Annotated in this window: 15 protein-coding genes and 6 tRNA genes; 4 read left to right on the top strand and 17 right to left on the bottom strand. The window is 39.0% G+C overall.

Features of this window, described 5'->3' with window-relative positions:
• The first annotated feature begins 280 nt into the window (after positions 1–280).
• Both ACYQ21_RS12085 and ACYQ21_RS12080 read left to right on the top strand, forming a co-directional pair.
• Complete coding sequence (locus tag ACYQ21_RS12085; protein ID WP_460058664.1) at positions 281–847, top strand: DUF1836 domain-containing protein; 567 nt, start codon at positions 281–283, stop codon at positions 845–847.
• A complete protein-coding gene (locus tag ACYQ21_RS12080; protein ID WP_460058663.1) occupies positions 837–1,694 on the top strand; it encodes a DegV family protein in 858 nt (285 codons plus the stop codon). Before ACYQ21_RS12085 ends, ACYQ21_RS12080 begins: the two co-directional genes overlap by 11 nt.
• A 25-nt stretch (positions 1,695–1,719) precedes the next feature.
• On the opposite strand, the gene ACYQ21_RS12075 is transcribed toward ACYQ21_RS12080, so the two are convergent.
• Both ACYQ21_RS12075 and ACYQ21_RS12070 read right to left on the bottom strand, forming a co-directional pair.
• Positions 1,720–1,905 carry a hypothetical protein gene (locus ACYQ21_RS12075; protein ID WP_460058662.1) on the bottom strand — a complete coding sequence of 62 codons (186 nt, stop codon included), beginning with the start codon at positions 1,903–1,905 and terminating at the stop codon, positions 1,720–1,722.
• A gap of 11 nt (positions 1,906–1,916) precedes the next feature.
• Complete coding sequence (locus ACYQ21_RS12070) at positions 1,917–3,128, bottom strand: hypothetical protein (RefSeq protein ID WP_460058661.1); 1,212 nt, start codon at positions 3,126–3,128, stop codon at positions 1,917–1,919.
• Between the two features lie 126 nt (positions 3,129–3,254).
• Between ACYQ21_RS12070 and ACYQ21_RS12065 the strand changes: the two genes are divergently transcribed.
• Positions 3,255–3,650 carry a nuclear transport factor 2 family protein gene (locus tag ACYQ21_RS12065; RefSeq protein WP_460058660.1) on the top strand — a complete coding sequence of 132 codons (396 nt, stop codon included), beginning with the start codon at positions 3,255–3,257 and terminating at the stop codon, positions 3,648–3,650.
• 13 nt (positions 3,651–3,663) lie between these two features.
• The gene (mnmE, locus tag ACYQ21_RS12060; protein WP_460058659.1) at positions 3,664–5,031 is read left to right on the top strand and encodes a tRNA uridine-5-carboxymethylaminomethyl(34) synthesis GTPase MnmE; all 1,368 of its coding nucleotides are present in this window, start codon (positions 3,664–3,666) and stop codon (positions 5,029–5,031) included.
• A gap of 185 nt (positions 5,032–5,216) precedes the next feature.
• Here mnmE and ACYQ21_RS12055 read toward each other — a convergent pair whose 3' ends face one another.
• The 15 genes from ACYQ21_RS12055 to ACYQ21_RS11985 all read right to left on the bottom strand — a co-directional run bounded on the left by ACYQ21_RS12055 (position 5,217) and on the right by ACYQ21_RS11985 (position 14,448).
• Entirely contained in the window at positions 5,217–6,065 is an 849-nt protein-coding gene (locus ACYQ21_RS12055) for an NgoPII family restriction endonuclease (RefSeq protein WP_460058658.1), read from the bottom strand.
• Positions 6,058–7,332 (bottom strand): DNA cytosine methyltransferase, encoded by a 1,275-nt coding sequence (locus ACYQ21_RS12050; protein ID WP_460058657.1) that lies wholly within the window; start codon positions 7,330–7,332, stop codon positions 6,058–6,060. The genes ACYQ21_RS12055 and ACYQ21_RS12050 overlap by 8 nt, the downstream gene beginning before the upstream one ends.
• A 113-nt stretch (positions 7,333–7,445) precedes the next feature.
• On the bottom strand, positions 7,446–8,285 hold the full coding sequence (locus ACYQ21_RS12045) for an SDR family NAD(P)-dependent oxidoreductase (protein ID WP_460058656.1): 840 nt from the start codon (positions 8,283–8,285) through the stop codon (positions 7,446–7,448).
• Positions 8,286–8,307: 22 nt separating this feature from the next.
• On the bottom strand, positions 8,308–10,326 hold the full coding sequence (gene recG, locus ACYQ21_RS12040; protein WP_460058655.1) for an ATP-dependent DNA helicase RecG: 2,019 nt from the start codon (positions 10,324–10,326) through the stop codon (positions 8,308–8,310).
• Positions 10,327–10,338: 12 nt separating this feature from the next.
• Positions 10,339–10,926, bottom strand: coding sequence for a DEAD/DEAH box helicase family protein (locus ACYQ21_RS12035; protein ID WP_460058654.1), 588 nt, complete (start codon positions 10,924–10,926; stop codon positions 10,339–10,341).
• A 57-nt stretch (positions 10,927–10,983) separates the two neighbouring features.
• Positions 10,984–11,310, bottom strand: a complete 327-nt coding sequence (locus tag ACYQ21_RS12030; protein ID WP_460058653.1) for a YlbF family regulator — start codon at positions 11,308–11,310, stop codon at positions 10,984–10,986.
• A 70-nt stretch (positions 11,311–11,380) separates the two neighbouring features.
• On the bottom strand, positions 11,381–11,728 hold the full coding sequence (locus ACYQ21_RS12025) for a zinc ribbon domain-containing protein YjdM (protein WP_460058652.1): 348 nt from the start codon (positions 11,726–11,728) through the stop codon (positions 11,381–11,383).
• 85 nt (positions 11,729–11,813) lie between these two features.
• On the bottom strand, positions 11,814–12,827 hold the full coding sequence (gene gap, locus ACYQ21_RS12020; RefSeq protein WP_460058651.1) for a type I glyceraldehyde-3-phosphate dehydrogenase: 1,014 nt from the start codon (positions 12,825–12,827) through the stop codon (positions 11,814–11,816).
• Between the two features lie 219 nt (positions 12,828–13,046).
• Entirely contained in the window at positions 13,047–13,499 is a 453-nt protein-coding gene (locus ACYQ21_RS12015; protein WP_460058650.1) for a DUF536 domain-containing protein, read from the bottom strand.
• Positions 13,500–13,897: 398 nt separating this feature from the next.
• A tRNA-Leu gene (locus tag ACYQ21_RS12010) sits at positions 13,898–13,981 on the bottom strand.
• 28 nt (positions 13,982–14,009) lie between these two features.
• Positions 14,010–14,081 (bottom strand) — tRNA-Gln (locus ACYQ21_RS12005).
• 15 nt (positions 14,082–14,096) lie between these two features.
• Positions 14,097–14,169: transfer RNA gene (locus tag ACYQ21_RS12000), tRNA-His, on the bottom strand.
• Positions 14,170–14,180: 11 nt separating this feature from the next.
• Positions 14,181–14,251, bottom strand: a tRNA-Trp gene (locus ACYQ21_RS11995).
• Positions 14,252–14,261: 10 nt separating this feature from the next.
• A tRNA-Tyr gene (locus ACYQ21_RS11990) sits at positions 14,262–14,342 on the bottom strand.
• A 33-nt stretch (positions 14,343–14,375) separates the two neighbouring features.
• A tRNA-Val gene (locus ACYQ21_RS11985) sits at positions 14,376–14,448 on the bottom strand.
• Positions 14,449–14,495: the final 47 nt, after the last annotated feature.

Below are 14,495 nucleotides of genomic sequence, written 5' to 3'. Positions count from 1 at the left end.
AGAGGAGCTGAGACAATTCGCAAGAGGGGTGTGTATACAACAAAAATAATTGAGAACAAAACGCTCTAACTCCTTATATCACAAGGCGGAATAGTGTTTTTCTGATTTTTAACTGTCAAACTCGGGATTATAACAAAATATCCGACGTTTTTCTCTCTTATTTCGCATTTTTACGTTAGCGATTTCTAGCATTTACATTATACTGATTCTATAGTAAACTATATCTAGTATCTAAAACTAGATGTCACCAAAAATGAAGTACATAGGAAGAAACATTATTATGTCTGAATCACTCATTAACTGGGGAAAAGAGAGCGAGACCGCTACCTTACCCCGCTGGGAAGAATTACCTGATATCGAGCTATATATGGATCAGGTCATCAGCTTGGTAGGCAAGTATTTGACGCCAATCTTACCCAAGCAAGAGCAAGCACTCCTTACTAAATCCATGGTTAATAACTATGTGAAATTGGAACTCATTCCTGCACCTGTTAAGAAAAAATACTCCCGGGTCCACTTGGCTTTCCTCATTGCCATTACCTTACTTAAACAAGTCTTGACCATTCCTGAAATTAAAACAGGCATCGTCTACCAAGGACGCGTGAGCGGGACACATGAGGCCTATAACATCTTTTGTCACGCACTAGAAGAATCTTTAAATGTTGTTGGCAAACAGGTGCAAGGTGTCAGCACACCTGGCTTATTTTCAAAACAAATTTCACCAGAATATTTTATCGTGACCGCAGCAACATCTTCACTTGCCGCCAAATTACTCGCTCAAAAAAACATTGAACTTGCTGAAGGTTTAAGTATTATGGAAAATAAGGAGATTTCAAATGACATCTGAAAAAATTGCAATTCTTGTCGACTCTGGTTGTGATGTGCCTGAAACAATTGCACAAGCCGATAACTTCTATGTTATTCCTCTCAAAATTATCTATAAAGATGCTGAGTATACAGATAAACTAGATATCACTGCTGAAGAAATCTACGATAGATTGCCTATCGAAATCCCTAAAACTTCTTTACCAGAAGGTGCCTATATCCAAAAAATCTTTGAACAAATCGTGGCTGATGGTTATGAAAAAGTATTAGCGATTACCATTTCAAGCGGCTTATCAGGAACTTTTAACTCTGTCAGATTGGTGGCGCAAGATTTTCCAATGCTTGAAACCTTCATGTTTGATACAAAAAACATCGGGATTGGGGCAGGTGTCCATGCCATTCGCGCAGCCGAATTAATTGCCTCTGGTTCAAGTTTTGACGCGATTACTAAGGTTCTTGCTAACGAAGTTAAAAATAGTAAAATCTTCTTCAGCGTTGCAACACTTGAATACCTCCAAAAAGGGGGGCGTATTGGCCTCGTCAGCTCTATTGTCGGCAATATGCTCAACCTCAATCCGATTATTTCTTGTAATGATGACGGCATTTACTACACGGTTGCCAAATCACGTGGTCGTAAAAAAAGCCTTGAAAAATCAGTCAAATTAGTCAAAGCATTTGTCGGTAATCACCAAAAGGTTCGTTTATTTGTTGCTCACGGAAATGCAGCTAAAGAAGCTTTAATTTTAGTTGAAGCGCTTAAAGCAGCGATTCCACAAGCCATAGACGTCTTATATGGTCAAATTTCTCCCGCCCTTGTTGTTCACACCGGACCAGGTTTGATTGGGATTGGCGCGCATATTTTGGATTAAATGAAAAAAGCCTGTTTGGCTTTTTTTATTTGCTCTCGATAACGTTAGTCAAACTATCAATCGCCTCAATAATACCGCTTTTTTGGATACCATTTTTGATGACGAGTGACCCAATCCACATGATAAACAGTAAGTTCAAAATCCAAATGCCTATCACGATGATAAACCATAACACACCAACTGTTAGCATATCTGCGCCTAAATTGTCCATATTTTGTCTCCTTATTCTAGTTGACCCAAAAAAGTACTTAGATAGCTCTCTTTGTTTTCAGCATTAACCATACAAATATAGCCTTTTTGGTTTTCTGATACAATGTTGACTAACAACCAGAGACTACCATCTTCTCCGTTTCCTACATAACCATATAGCACATCGCCTTTTATGACGTGCCCAACTATTTCAGAGTTTTTATCAGGTTTTGAGCGAATATATAGTTTGTCAACTTCAACATAATACATCCATCTTTTATCATCATCCCGTCGAATATTTTCTAGTAATCTCCCTTTCTTCAGACGGTCTTCATCAGTAATTTTGAGAATACCACCCATCTGTTTCATTTTCCAACCATCATATTTTAATGGTAAATTTTTGACTAAAATGTCATCAACACTATAAGATGTCGGTTCAGCAGGCTCAGCTATATTTTTCCACCAATCATCATGGTATTGTCTATAACTTGCCTTATCAGTCGTTCCGTAAAAAATACGTCGTTCATCACTTGTTGTGCCATCTGGTGCTTTCATCTTCGGTGGCACCAAAATCAGTGACATTTTCTGACCCACACCCGCAGCACCATTAGCCCCAACAAAATAAACTTCATAATAATCATTTTTCTTTTGAGGTAATTTATCAGGGTCTAACTTATATTGAGCATGCATTGAGCCACTCCAATATGTCCATTCATCATTTGTTTTGGCATTTTTTTTAATGCTAGGGAACACTGTTGTGTTGTTTTGATAATAGTCCTCTGGTCGATAAGTATAGAGTGTAAAACCTGAATCTGCTATCGCTTTTTCGAGCGCATCATTAGAATATTGCCCCTCAAAAGAGGATAGATCGCCTTTTGTTATCTGGTCATAAATACTATCGCTATTAGCAGAGCCATCTTTTTTGCTACTAGACACACTTGCTTTCTCAAATCCAGTTGCTTGACGATCCGATGTTCTAGATTGAGTATTCAAAAAAATAATCATAATCGTGACGACGATTGCCAAAATGATAACACTTATAACTGCAATCACAACTTTTTGCATCCCGCTTAACGGTTTCTTTTTACCGTCTCTAATATACCTTTCAATCGTTGCGCGTGTAACGCCCAATCTTCTTGAAGCATCTGCAATACTTTCATAACTGACACCGTCGATTATAATCGGTATCCGATTACCATTTTTAGAAGTTTCTGAGTTAGATTTCTCTGTCCTTTTGACTGTCATAATTTTTCCTAGCTAATGAATGTTAGTACTTGATGTAAAGCAAGTACTACTTTATTATAAAGTAGCGTTTTTTTATCTCAAACACCCACAATTGCTGTTTTCCTGATTTTGCGTTAAAATAAGGGTATGACTAGCCAACATGATGCGCTATTTGCGCAATACACAGAGAGCTGGGAAAATAAGGACTTACCCCAGTTTCTAGCTTGCCTGACCGATAATGTCATCATCACCGAATGCTACGGTGCCACTTATATCGGTAAAACTGAAGCACAAAAATGGTTCCAGCATTGGACAGCGCCTACTGAAAACCAGGTTGTGAATTGGGAGATTCTCGCTAAATTTGAAGATAGTCTCAAAAATACCGACTTTTTCAACTGGCGTTTTCGTTATGTTTATCAAAACAAGGCTAGTGTTTTTGAAGGACTATCACAAGTCACTTTTTCAGATAACGGAAAAATTACCAAAATAAAAGAATATGAAATGGCTTTTGATAAAACCAGACCTTATTTAGCCTCAAAATAGAAATAGGAACAACATGATCACAAAAGAATTTGATACAATCGCAGCCATCTCAACACCACTTGGTGAAGGGGCTATCGGCATCGTTCGGCTCTCAGGTAGTGATGCCATTGCCATTGCTGATAAGGTTTTTACGGGGAAATCTCTAGCTAATTGCGACAGCCACACGCTCAACTATGGTCATATCACCGAAAACACTCGCGTCATCGATGAGGTCATGGTCGGTGTCATGAAAGCACCCAAAACTTTCACGCGCGAAGATGTCGTCGAAATTAACACGCATGGTGGCATTGCCGTCATGAATGAAATCCTCCAACTCTTGCTCCGCAATGGTGCTAGAATGGCAGAACCCGGTGAATTTACTAAGCGCGCTTTTTTGAATGGTCGCATGGACTTGTCGCAAGCCGAAGCTGTCATGGATATTATCCGTGCTAAAACAGATCAGGCGATGACTATCGCTGTTAAACAGCTCGACGGTAGCCTATCAAACCTCATCAACAAGACACGGCAAGAAATTCTCGAAACGCTGGCACAAGTCGAAGTTAATATCGACTATCCAGAGTATGATGATGTCGAAGAAATAACGACAAGAATGCTGAGTGAAAAAACAGCAGCCTTTCAAACGCTACTCGAAAATTTACTGAAAACGGCTAAACGGGGCAAAATACTCCGTGAAGGCCTGTCAACAGCTATCATCGGTCGACCAAACGTTGGTAAATCAAGTCTATTAAATCACCTCTTGCGTGAAGAAAAAGCCATCGTTACAGACATCGCAGGCACAACGCGAGATGTTATTGAAGAATATGTCAATATCAATGGTGTGCCTTTGAAACTTATTGATACAGCTGGGATTCGTGATACAGATGATATCGTGGAGCGTATCGGTGTTGAACGCTCACACAAGGCGCTTGAAGAAGCAGACCTTGTCCTACTCGTCTTGAATGCTAATGAAGCCCTGACTGACCAAGACCGTCAGTTATTAGCACTCAGCGAGGACAGTAACCGCATCATCTTACTCAATAAGACAGATTTACCTGAAAATATCGACACGGCTGACTTGCCTGACGATATCATCAAAATTTCCGTTCTTGAAGACACCAACATTGACAAAATCGAAACAAAAATCAACGCGCTTTTCTTTGAAAATGCTGGTATAATCGAGCAAGATGCGACTTATTTATCCAACTCTCGTCACATTGCCCTAATCGAGCAAGCGCTTGAAGCTTTGAAGGCAGTAAATGACGGACTCGACGCAGGGATGCCTGTTGATTTAGTGCAAGTCGATATGACACGGACTTGGGAGATTCTAGGAGAAATTACAGGGGATGCTGCACCTGATGAGTTAATCACACAGTTGTTTAGCCAATTCTGTTTAGGAAAATAAAAAGTTGTGCTCGATTATAAAGTCGGCACAACTTTTATTTTTCTGTGATAATTATATTAAAGCAAGTATGGGCTTAGCTCCTTCAAAATTTCTTGAATTGTAATAAATTATATAATTTAGCGATTTCACATTAATCTAAATTACACAAAATATAGCTAAATTTCCATGAAGTTTAATTTAAATCACTACACATAAAATGTAATTTTCTTACAATTAATCAACTGTGCAGGATTATTCGGATTTTTCACTTTCTCATCTTTAATTTTTAAACTATTATTTAATTCAACTAAACTCAATAATTCTTTACTATTTTTAAAATCATCAAAATGTTCATCTGAAATTAAAGCAAATAAATTGAAAACACTTTTTTCGTTTGGTGAATAAATATGGTCAAAGACTTTAAATGGGTTCTCTAACAACCACATTCCTCTAATTCTTAAATTAGTGATTCCTAAAGGGTCTATCCGATTTACTCTACCCAATTCTTTTGTAGGAGAAAAATCAACATTAGTAATAGAATCTATCCCATCTTTTACAGCTTCAAATACACCTGTATATGTTTCAGTGTCCGCACAATATACAGAGGCATCAATCAGTGCTAATTCTTTTAACTGCTTTTCTTTAACAAATCCAATCGCATAGATAAAATCCTTTTCAATCCATTCCTCGGCAGCAATAGCTTTTGAAGTGATTCTAGAATCATCTTTATACAATTTTGATTTAGGGTACGAACTATTCAATTGAAGTTGTGACAAACGTGATTGAATTTTTTTAGTTTCAATCGCAGCTCCACCATGCAACATTGCATCTGGTGGATTACTATCATTTCCTAAATATGAAAATGCTTTGCTTACTTTTATATTGCGGATATTTTCATCATTTTCGTTTATAGAATCAGCAAAGCTATCAATAACATACTTCTCTAAAGCATCGCTCATAGAATTAGCTCTGTTAGATCTAATCTGAGCAATTTGTAAATTATATGTGTTTGATTTTACTATATTCATAACAGCATCAAGTATATTCTTAGACATCATTTTTCTCGCTTTCTTTTAATTTTTGATGCATAAAATCAGCAATCGGTTGAAGTATAGCTCGTGCAAGCAACACTGGTACAGCATTGCCTATTTGTTTATAGACCTTATCAATTTTTCCACTTTCTGATAATTTTTCATTAAATCCCTCACTAAATTCAAACCAATCTGGAAATGTTTGAATTCTTGCAATTTCCGAAATTGATAAGCGTCTATTTCTATCTCCCTGAAATTTCCACCGATTTTTTTCTATATATTCCATCGGCTCGCCACCAGGATGTTGTGGTGCTTGTCGACCTGAAGCCTGTATCGTAAAACTTTGGTCTTGCCAAGACTTTTTTCTATTTCTAGACATATATATCGTAGAATAAGAGCCTTCAAAATACCGCCCCGGATTTTTTTCTAAATCACCAATTGCATCTTTCAATGTAACAAAAGGTTTTTGACCTAATCCATTTCCATGAGTTGCTTTCGGTAAAATATATTCAAAACCAAATTTTTGCTCAATTTCTTTTTTAACACCAATCAAAAATACTCGTTCACGTGATTGTGGGACACCATAATCACGTGCATTTACCAAATACGGCGTTACTGTATAACCAGCGGAAGAAAAATCTTGAACAATCTGTTTCAATACCTCCCCACGACCTAACGTCATCATACCTTTTACATTTTCTGCTACAAAAAAATTAGGCTTAGTTTGCATAAGAGCTCGAATAAAATGAATATATAAAAAATTTCTAGGATCATCCAATAATCTTGGTCCTGCCTCAGAAAATCCTGGACACGGAAAGCCACCAATCATAATTTGACATTTAGGAAAATGAGCAACTTTTCTTATATCTTTTTGATGCTGTAAGACGTGACTAGGAAAATTCAACTTATATGTTTCATTAGCTTCTTTAAACATGTCGTTTGTATAGATAGTATGAAATATACTCTTAGAACGTGAAGCATTGAATTTTTCTTTATCCTGAAACTTAAGCATCCCTTGTTCTACGCCTATCTCGCTTACTAACCCTGCTAATTCTAACCCCAAATCAAGACCACCAGCGCCTGAAAATAAACTGACAACATTTACCTTATCTTTTTGGGTAGATACAGATTGAATTAATTTATAATCTTCAATATCTTCGATAATCAAATTTGTTTCTTGCTCTATTTTATTGTATAGGACAGTCTGGATATCTTCTTTTGAAAGTTTAACACCTCGTTTTACGATTATATCTTTTTTTACATCTTGTTCTTTTCTAGCTAAAGAATTCATTATATTACAACCTTTCTAAAAAATCTTGTGCCTTCATTATACCATACCTACACAAATAATTTAGAGAGAGAATCTTAAATTTCGATCTTATGACAACCCCGCTCCCTAATCCATTAGTTCTTTTTCACAGCACGATTGCCTAAATAATTTAAAACTGTTACAAATACTTTTTTAAAGACACGTGGGCAACTACGTGCTAACCAGACCATGGCACGGTCACTCAAGGTATTAAAATAGCGCCGTTTCGGTCGTGTATCCGTGGCAACCTTATAAAAGACTTGTGCCAAATCCTCAGAGCTAGCACCGCTTGTGTGTTCATTCGCTGTTAGTAAGGCTGAGACTTTGTCAACTAAGCTCGTATAAACAGAATCTGGCTTCAAATTTTCTCTAGCATGTTCCATGGCAATGTCGCTCCAAGCTGACTGTGTGCCACCGGGTTGGATGACGATTGCACGCACGCCAAATGGGGCAATTTCAATATCCAGCGAATCACTCCATTGCTGTAGCGCTGCTTTTGTGGCGTGATAATAAGCGCCTAATGGCATGTAAACATCCCCACCAATCGATGAAATATTGATAATCCGTCCAGACTTTTGCGCCCGCATAATCGACAAAACGAGCTGTGTTAAGTCAGCTGCACCAAAGAAATTCGTTTCGAACTGCCGTCTAGCATTGTCGAGCGATATATCTTCAACTGGTCCATACTCACCATAACCTGCATTGTTAATCAGGACATCAATTCTTTTTTCTTGCTGAAAAATAGTCTTGATAAAAGCTTGGTTGGACGTATGGTCTGTGACATCTAATTTGAGGGCATGGATGTGCTCGTCAGCAGGAATTTTCTCAACCCGACGCGCACCGCCATAGACAATCCATCCCTTTTTCGCAAATAGTTCTGCTGCTGCAAATCCCATGCCATTACTAGCGCCCGTAATGGCGACTACTTTTGTCATCTTTTTCTCCTCTATTTAGTGACTAATCAAATCCCGCAACATCAGCCAACTCGGTCAAAATCATCTGATAATTAGGATTTTCGCTCCAGTTAGCATCTTTGAAAATCACTACTGCCTCTTGTCTGGCAACTTCTAAAATATTGTAGTCATTGACAATGTCAGCAACTGAAAATTCTGGCAAGCCCGATTGACGCGTCCCAAAAATTTCGCCACTGCCACGTAGTTTGAGGTCTTCTTCTGCCAAAACAAACCCATTTTGCGTTTCTGTCATGATTTGCATGCGACGTTTTCCCGTTTCAGACTTGGGATTGGCGACTAAAATCGTATATGATTTTTTCTCGCCACGACCGACACGCCCACGTAATTGATGGAGCTGTGATAAGCCAAAGCGATCAGCATCAATAATCACCATGATCGTTGCATTGGGCACATTGACCCCGACTTCAATGACCGTTGTTGAGACTAAAACATCATACTTTCTTGCCTTAAAATCAGTCATAATCTGATCTTTTTCAGTATTTTTCATCTTGCCATGGAGTAATGCCACATTTGCTGTCAAACCAAAAAATTCTTGCAACTCCATAAAAAGCTCCGTCGCATTTTTCAGGTCCAACGCTTCACTTTCTTCAATCAAAGGCGAAATAAAATAAACCTGCGCCCCCTTTGTGACCTCATCAGCAATCCACGGCAAAATTTGCGGCTCTAATTGCTCATGCTTGACCCAGCGTGTCGTAATCGGCTGGCGCCCCGCTGGTAACTCGTCTATGATTGACACATCCATATCCCCAAACGCTGTAATGGCAAGCGTTCGCGGAATCGGCGTTGCCGTCATCATTAACACATCAGGATTTTGCCCTTTCTCACGAAAGACCTTTCGTTGATTGACACCGAAACGATGCTGTTCATCCGTAATCACAAGCCCCAGATTCTGATAGTCTACCGCCTCCTGTATCAGCGCATGCGTCCCCGTAATCATCTGAATGCGACCATTTTCAAGACCCGCCAGCACCTCACGCCTTTCCGCAAGCTTCATACCGCTCGTCAGTAAGCCCACTGTCAGCTCAGGGAAGAGCGTCTCGAGGCTTTCATAGTGTTGGTGCGCTAGAATCTCCGTCGGCACCATCATCGCCGCCTGATAGCCCGCTGTGACCGCGGCATACATGGCGAGACTCGCCACCGCCGTCTTCCCGCTCCCCACATCTCCCTGCAGCAAACGATTCATGTGATAAGGGCTCGCCATATCCGCCAAAATCTCGCGCAAAGACTGCTCTTGCGCCCTTGTCAAATGGTAGGGCAGTTGATTGATTTTGTCTGCTATTTGAGCAGCGTTGAACGTGATTGCTAAGCCTTGTGTCAGCGACTTTTCTTTGTAGCGCAGCGCCTGTAATTTCATTTGGAAATAAAACAACTCCTCAAATTTCATGCGACGTAAGGCTTGCTGATGCACGATTTCATCAATCGGAAAGTGCATATCGTGAACTGCAGTTTTGCGGTCAACCAAACGGTATTTTTGAAGTAAATCAGCCGGTAAATTCTCCGCAATCAACTCCCCCACGCCCGTCTCAAAAACAGACTGCAAGAGATTAACGAGAGCCGATTGTTTGATGCCTTGCATGACATGATAGACAGGCTGAAAACTGTTGTCAACCTGCGCTAAAATTTTCATTCCTGTGAGACTTAATTTCTTGGCATCCCATTTGCCATAAATGGCTATCTCAGTATCCATCTCGACCTTATCCTGCAAATAAGGCTGATTAAAAAAGCTGACTGAAATGACAGCTTCATCTTGTTTGATTTTAAAGGTGAGGCGATTACGGCGCGCCCCATAGTAACTGACATTGGGTGGGGTCACCACTCGCCCAACAATCGTTGTTTTTTCGCCATCCATCAATTCAAAAATAGACTTTGACGAGAAATCATCATAACGAAAAGGAAAGTAGAGCAATAAATCTTGCACAGTAAAAATCCCCAGCTGATTGTATCGCTCGGCAGATTTCGGGCCCACACCTTTCAGAAATTGTATTGAATCCGTTAGTTTCATATCTCTATTTTATCATTTTAGCCTTGGAAATACTTGTAAGACTTGCTTGACAGTCATTTCGGGTGACAAACTCGTATTATTGATTTTTAGAGTCTGGACATCTGAGAAATGCTCTGAAAGCTGATTGTCTTGTGACGCCAACTGATATTTGACAGCTGAGTCTTCTAAATCCTGCACCGAAAATGCCAAATCTCGTTTAGAAGGTTTCGCCGCTAAACGTTCTGGATGGCAATTGCGTTCGCGCCGTTTAGCAATATCCGCTACCAATTCAATGAAATAGACTGACTCTCCAGCGTCTGAAAAAATACTAGCAATTTCAGAAAGAAAAGCCAAATCATCGACCGATGCAAAATCAATCATAACCGTGAAAATCAAATGCTTAACAGGATTAGTTTCGAGATTATATACAAAAGCTTGAAATAAACTTTTTCTCAGTTCATCTGACAACTGAAAAGTTGTAGGTGTATAGCCTAAAAAATTGGCAAATAAATCAATGGTTTGATGATTATACAGTAACTTACCATCTATCTGTTTTTCGAGTTCCCGACCAACCGTCATTTTACCCACAGCCTGAGCGCCAATTAAGACAACCAAACTCATGACAACTTCCTCCTTTGACAAAAAAGCGAGAAATTGAATTTCTCACTCTGACTACTTTTATTGACCGTATAATTCCTGAAGTGGTTTAAAGACGATATCTTGTAAATCACTCGTAATCGTTTGCAGTGCCTGTTCTTTAGCTAACAACTCTGACATAATTGGATTCGCTTGTAATTCAGCAAAAAGCGCTTGTGCTTCATTTTGTTGTTCTGGCTCCACAAGTTGACCCATTTGCATTTTTGTTTGGATGTCGATAAATTTCGCGTACAAAGCACTCGCTGTTTCATCAGCTTTAACTGCAGCAAGTGCCGTCACAACTGCTTGATAGTCAGGCAAGGCACGGAATTCACGTTCTAGTTGGTTCATGGTATCATAAATATTCATTAAAGTCTCCTTTTCTTATGGACACCTCTATTATATCAAAAAAGCGTCCATTTCTGCACGCTTTCAAGTTTTAACCTTTTTTAACGACTGAGCCTTTCAAGCCAATTGCGCCAAATCCTTCAATCTTAGCATCAATGAAATGACCATTTTTACCATTTTCATTAATTCTGATATTCTTCGCTTTTGTGCCTTTTTTAATGGGTTTAGGCATACCTTTCACCGGTAAATCTTGAACGATAATCACATCATCGCCATCTGCCAATTCAGTCCCGACTGAATCTAGAACAACAAACTTATCACTTGCATTGTCAATATCAGCTTGTGTAAAGTCATTGCCACATTCTGAACAACCAAAAGTTGTATCAGATAATTCATAAGTCAATTCACTGCCACAATGCGGGCATTTAGGTAACGTCATTTTTCTTCCTTAATCTAATTATATTGCTCTTGGTACAAAAAAACGGGGAATTTACATTCCTCGTTTTCCCAACAACTAAATAAAATTATTTAGCGATTGATGCAAAGTATTCAAGTGTCCGAACAAGTTGTGAAGTGTAAGACATTTCGTTGTCGTACCATGATACAGTTTTAACCAATTGTGTACCGTCAGTAGCTTCAGTCACTTCTGTTTGAGTTGCATCAAACAATGAACCGAATGAAATACCAACGATATCAGATGAAACGATTTCGTCTGTGTTGTAACCGTAAGATTCGTTAGCAACAGCTTTCATCGCAGCGTTTACTTCTTCAGCAGTTACTTTTTTGTCAAGAACAGTTACAAGCTCAGTCAATGAACCAGTTGGAACTGGAACACGTTGTGCATGACCTTTAAGTTTTCCATTCAATTCTGGGATAACAAGACCGATAGCTTTAGCAGCACCAGTAGAGTTAGGCACGATGTTTTCTGATGCAGTACGCGCACGACGAAGATCTCCACCACGGTGAGGACCATCAAGTGTCATTTGGTCACCAGTGAAACCGTGAACTGTTGTCATTGTACCAACTTTAAGACCAAAGTTTTTGTTCAAGGCATCAGCCATAGGTGCAAGACAGTTAGTCGTACATGACCCAGCAGAAATTACTGTTTCAGTACCGTCAAGAATATCGTGGTTTGTGTTGAAAACAACTGTTTTAACATCAGATCCACCAGGTGCAGTAATCACAACTTTTTTAGCACCGTTAGCATGTAAATGTTTTTCAGCAGCTTCTTTAGTAGCAAAGAAACCAGTTGCTTCAAGAACGATTTCTACGCCATCAGCAGCCCAATCAATGTTTGCAGGATCAGCTTCTTGAGAAACTTTGATGAATTTACCGTTTACGTCAAAACCGTTTTCTTCAACTTTAACAGTTCCGTCGAAACGACCTTGAGTTGTATCGTATTTCAACAAGTGTGCAAGCATAGCAGGGTTTGTCAAATCATTGATACGTGCAACTTCAACACCCTCAACATTTTCAATACGACGAAGTGCAAGACGACCAATACGGCCGAAACCGTTAATACCAACTTTAACTACCATTTTGTAGAAATCCTCCTTATGGAATTCAGTAATTTTTTATTAGGTGTAAAACACCTATAACAACTGAAAGTTAAACTTTTAACTTACATTATAATCATACCTTTTTTATGCCATTTATGCAAGAAGAAACACTAATTTTAGCTGAGTCTTGTTTTATAACAGATTTTTAATTCAACAGATTTCAGGCATTTTTAAATCATATAATATATCTGTACTATATTACTTTCTAAACAATTTTGCAAAGAAACCTTTTGATTTTTCTTGTTCCAATTCAAGCAAAGTTTGCTCACGTTCAGTTAAAGCTTTAGCAGTCAACTGCTGTTGCTGATCCAACTGTTTGTCTTTTTCAGCAATTTGATGATCTTTCATCGCAATCTGCTCTGATAATCTCGCAATTTCAGTATTTTTGTCTTCAATCAGCTGTGTAATAATTTTGTCAAAATCAATATTGATTGAGTTCTTTTCACCTTCTTGATTTTTATCAGTCAGATCTTCTAAAATCATTTTTCCGTAGTGTTTTTCTAAACGCTTAATACCATCTTCATTGACAACTGTAACACCACGATCGTTTTTTGCAAGGTATTCATCTGATAGTTTTTTTATACGGTTATTCATTGCTTGACGCGTCACACCAAATGCTTCTGACAATTCCGTCACAGTCATTTTTTTCATTAAATTTCTCCATTGGTATTTTATCTTTAATTCATTATAACAAAAAAATCTAGCAAAGGCTTACATATCCTAAATCTATCTTTAATTTCAACTATAAATCTCCCTAGTAAATCGCAAATTGAAACAGAACTAATAACTATCCTGAAAAGATAATAAATACAACCTGTAATTTTATAGCCATTTATCTTTTTATACTAAATCAAAAGGAATCACCTATATCGCGATTCCTTATAAAAAATATTAAATTTGTATAGCTATACTCTTTAGCTCCACTCTCCATAAAATAACAACTAAATATCAAAACAATTCAAACAACAAACAAGCACACCATTTCTTCATCATTTTACGAAAAAGACCCTCTGAAACGTTGATTTCAGAGGGTCTTTATGAATCTGCTATACCGGCGGCCGGGGTCGAACCGGCACGTCCGTGAAGACACTGGATTTTGAGTCCAGCGCGTCTGCCAATTCCGCCACGCCGGCAAATTCTATTATGGAAACTTCCAATAAACTGGGGTAGCTGGATTCGAACCAACGCATGAGGGAGTCAAAGTCCCTTGCCTTACCGCTTGGCTATACCCCAATAATACTAATGAAAGGCGGTCGACGGGAATCGAACCCGCGAGTGTCAGCGCCACAAGCTGATGTGTTAACCACTTCACCACGACCGCCATATTTCAAACACGGGCAGCAGGAATTGAACCCACACCAAAGGTTTTGGAGACCTTTGTTCTACCTTTAAACTATGCCCGTAAAGGTAATATGGAAGGGGAGGGATTCGAACCCCCGAACCCGAAGGAGCGGATTTACAGTCCGCCGCGTTTAGCCACTTCGCTACCCTTCCAAATTATTTAATTCCATTAGATCAACGACCTAATGGGAGTTGAGGGGTTCGAACCCCCGACCCTCTGCTTGTAAGGCAGATGCTCTCCCAGCTGAGCTAAACTCCCATGTAGGAGTTCAACTCAACTGCCCTGTTTCTACGGTTGCCATGCAA

The organism is Pseudolactococcus yaeyamensis (assembly GCF_054658615.1).
This window is presented reverse-complemented; position numbering and strand designations above follow the sequence as displayed.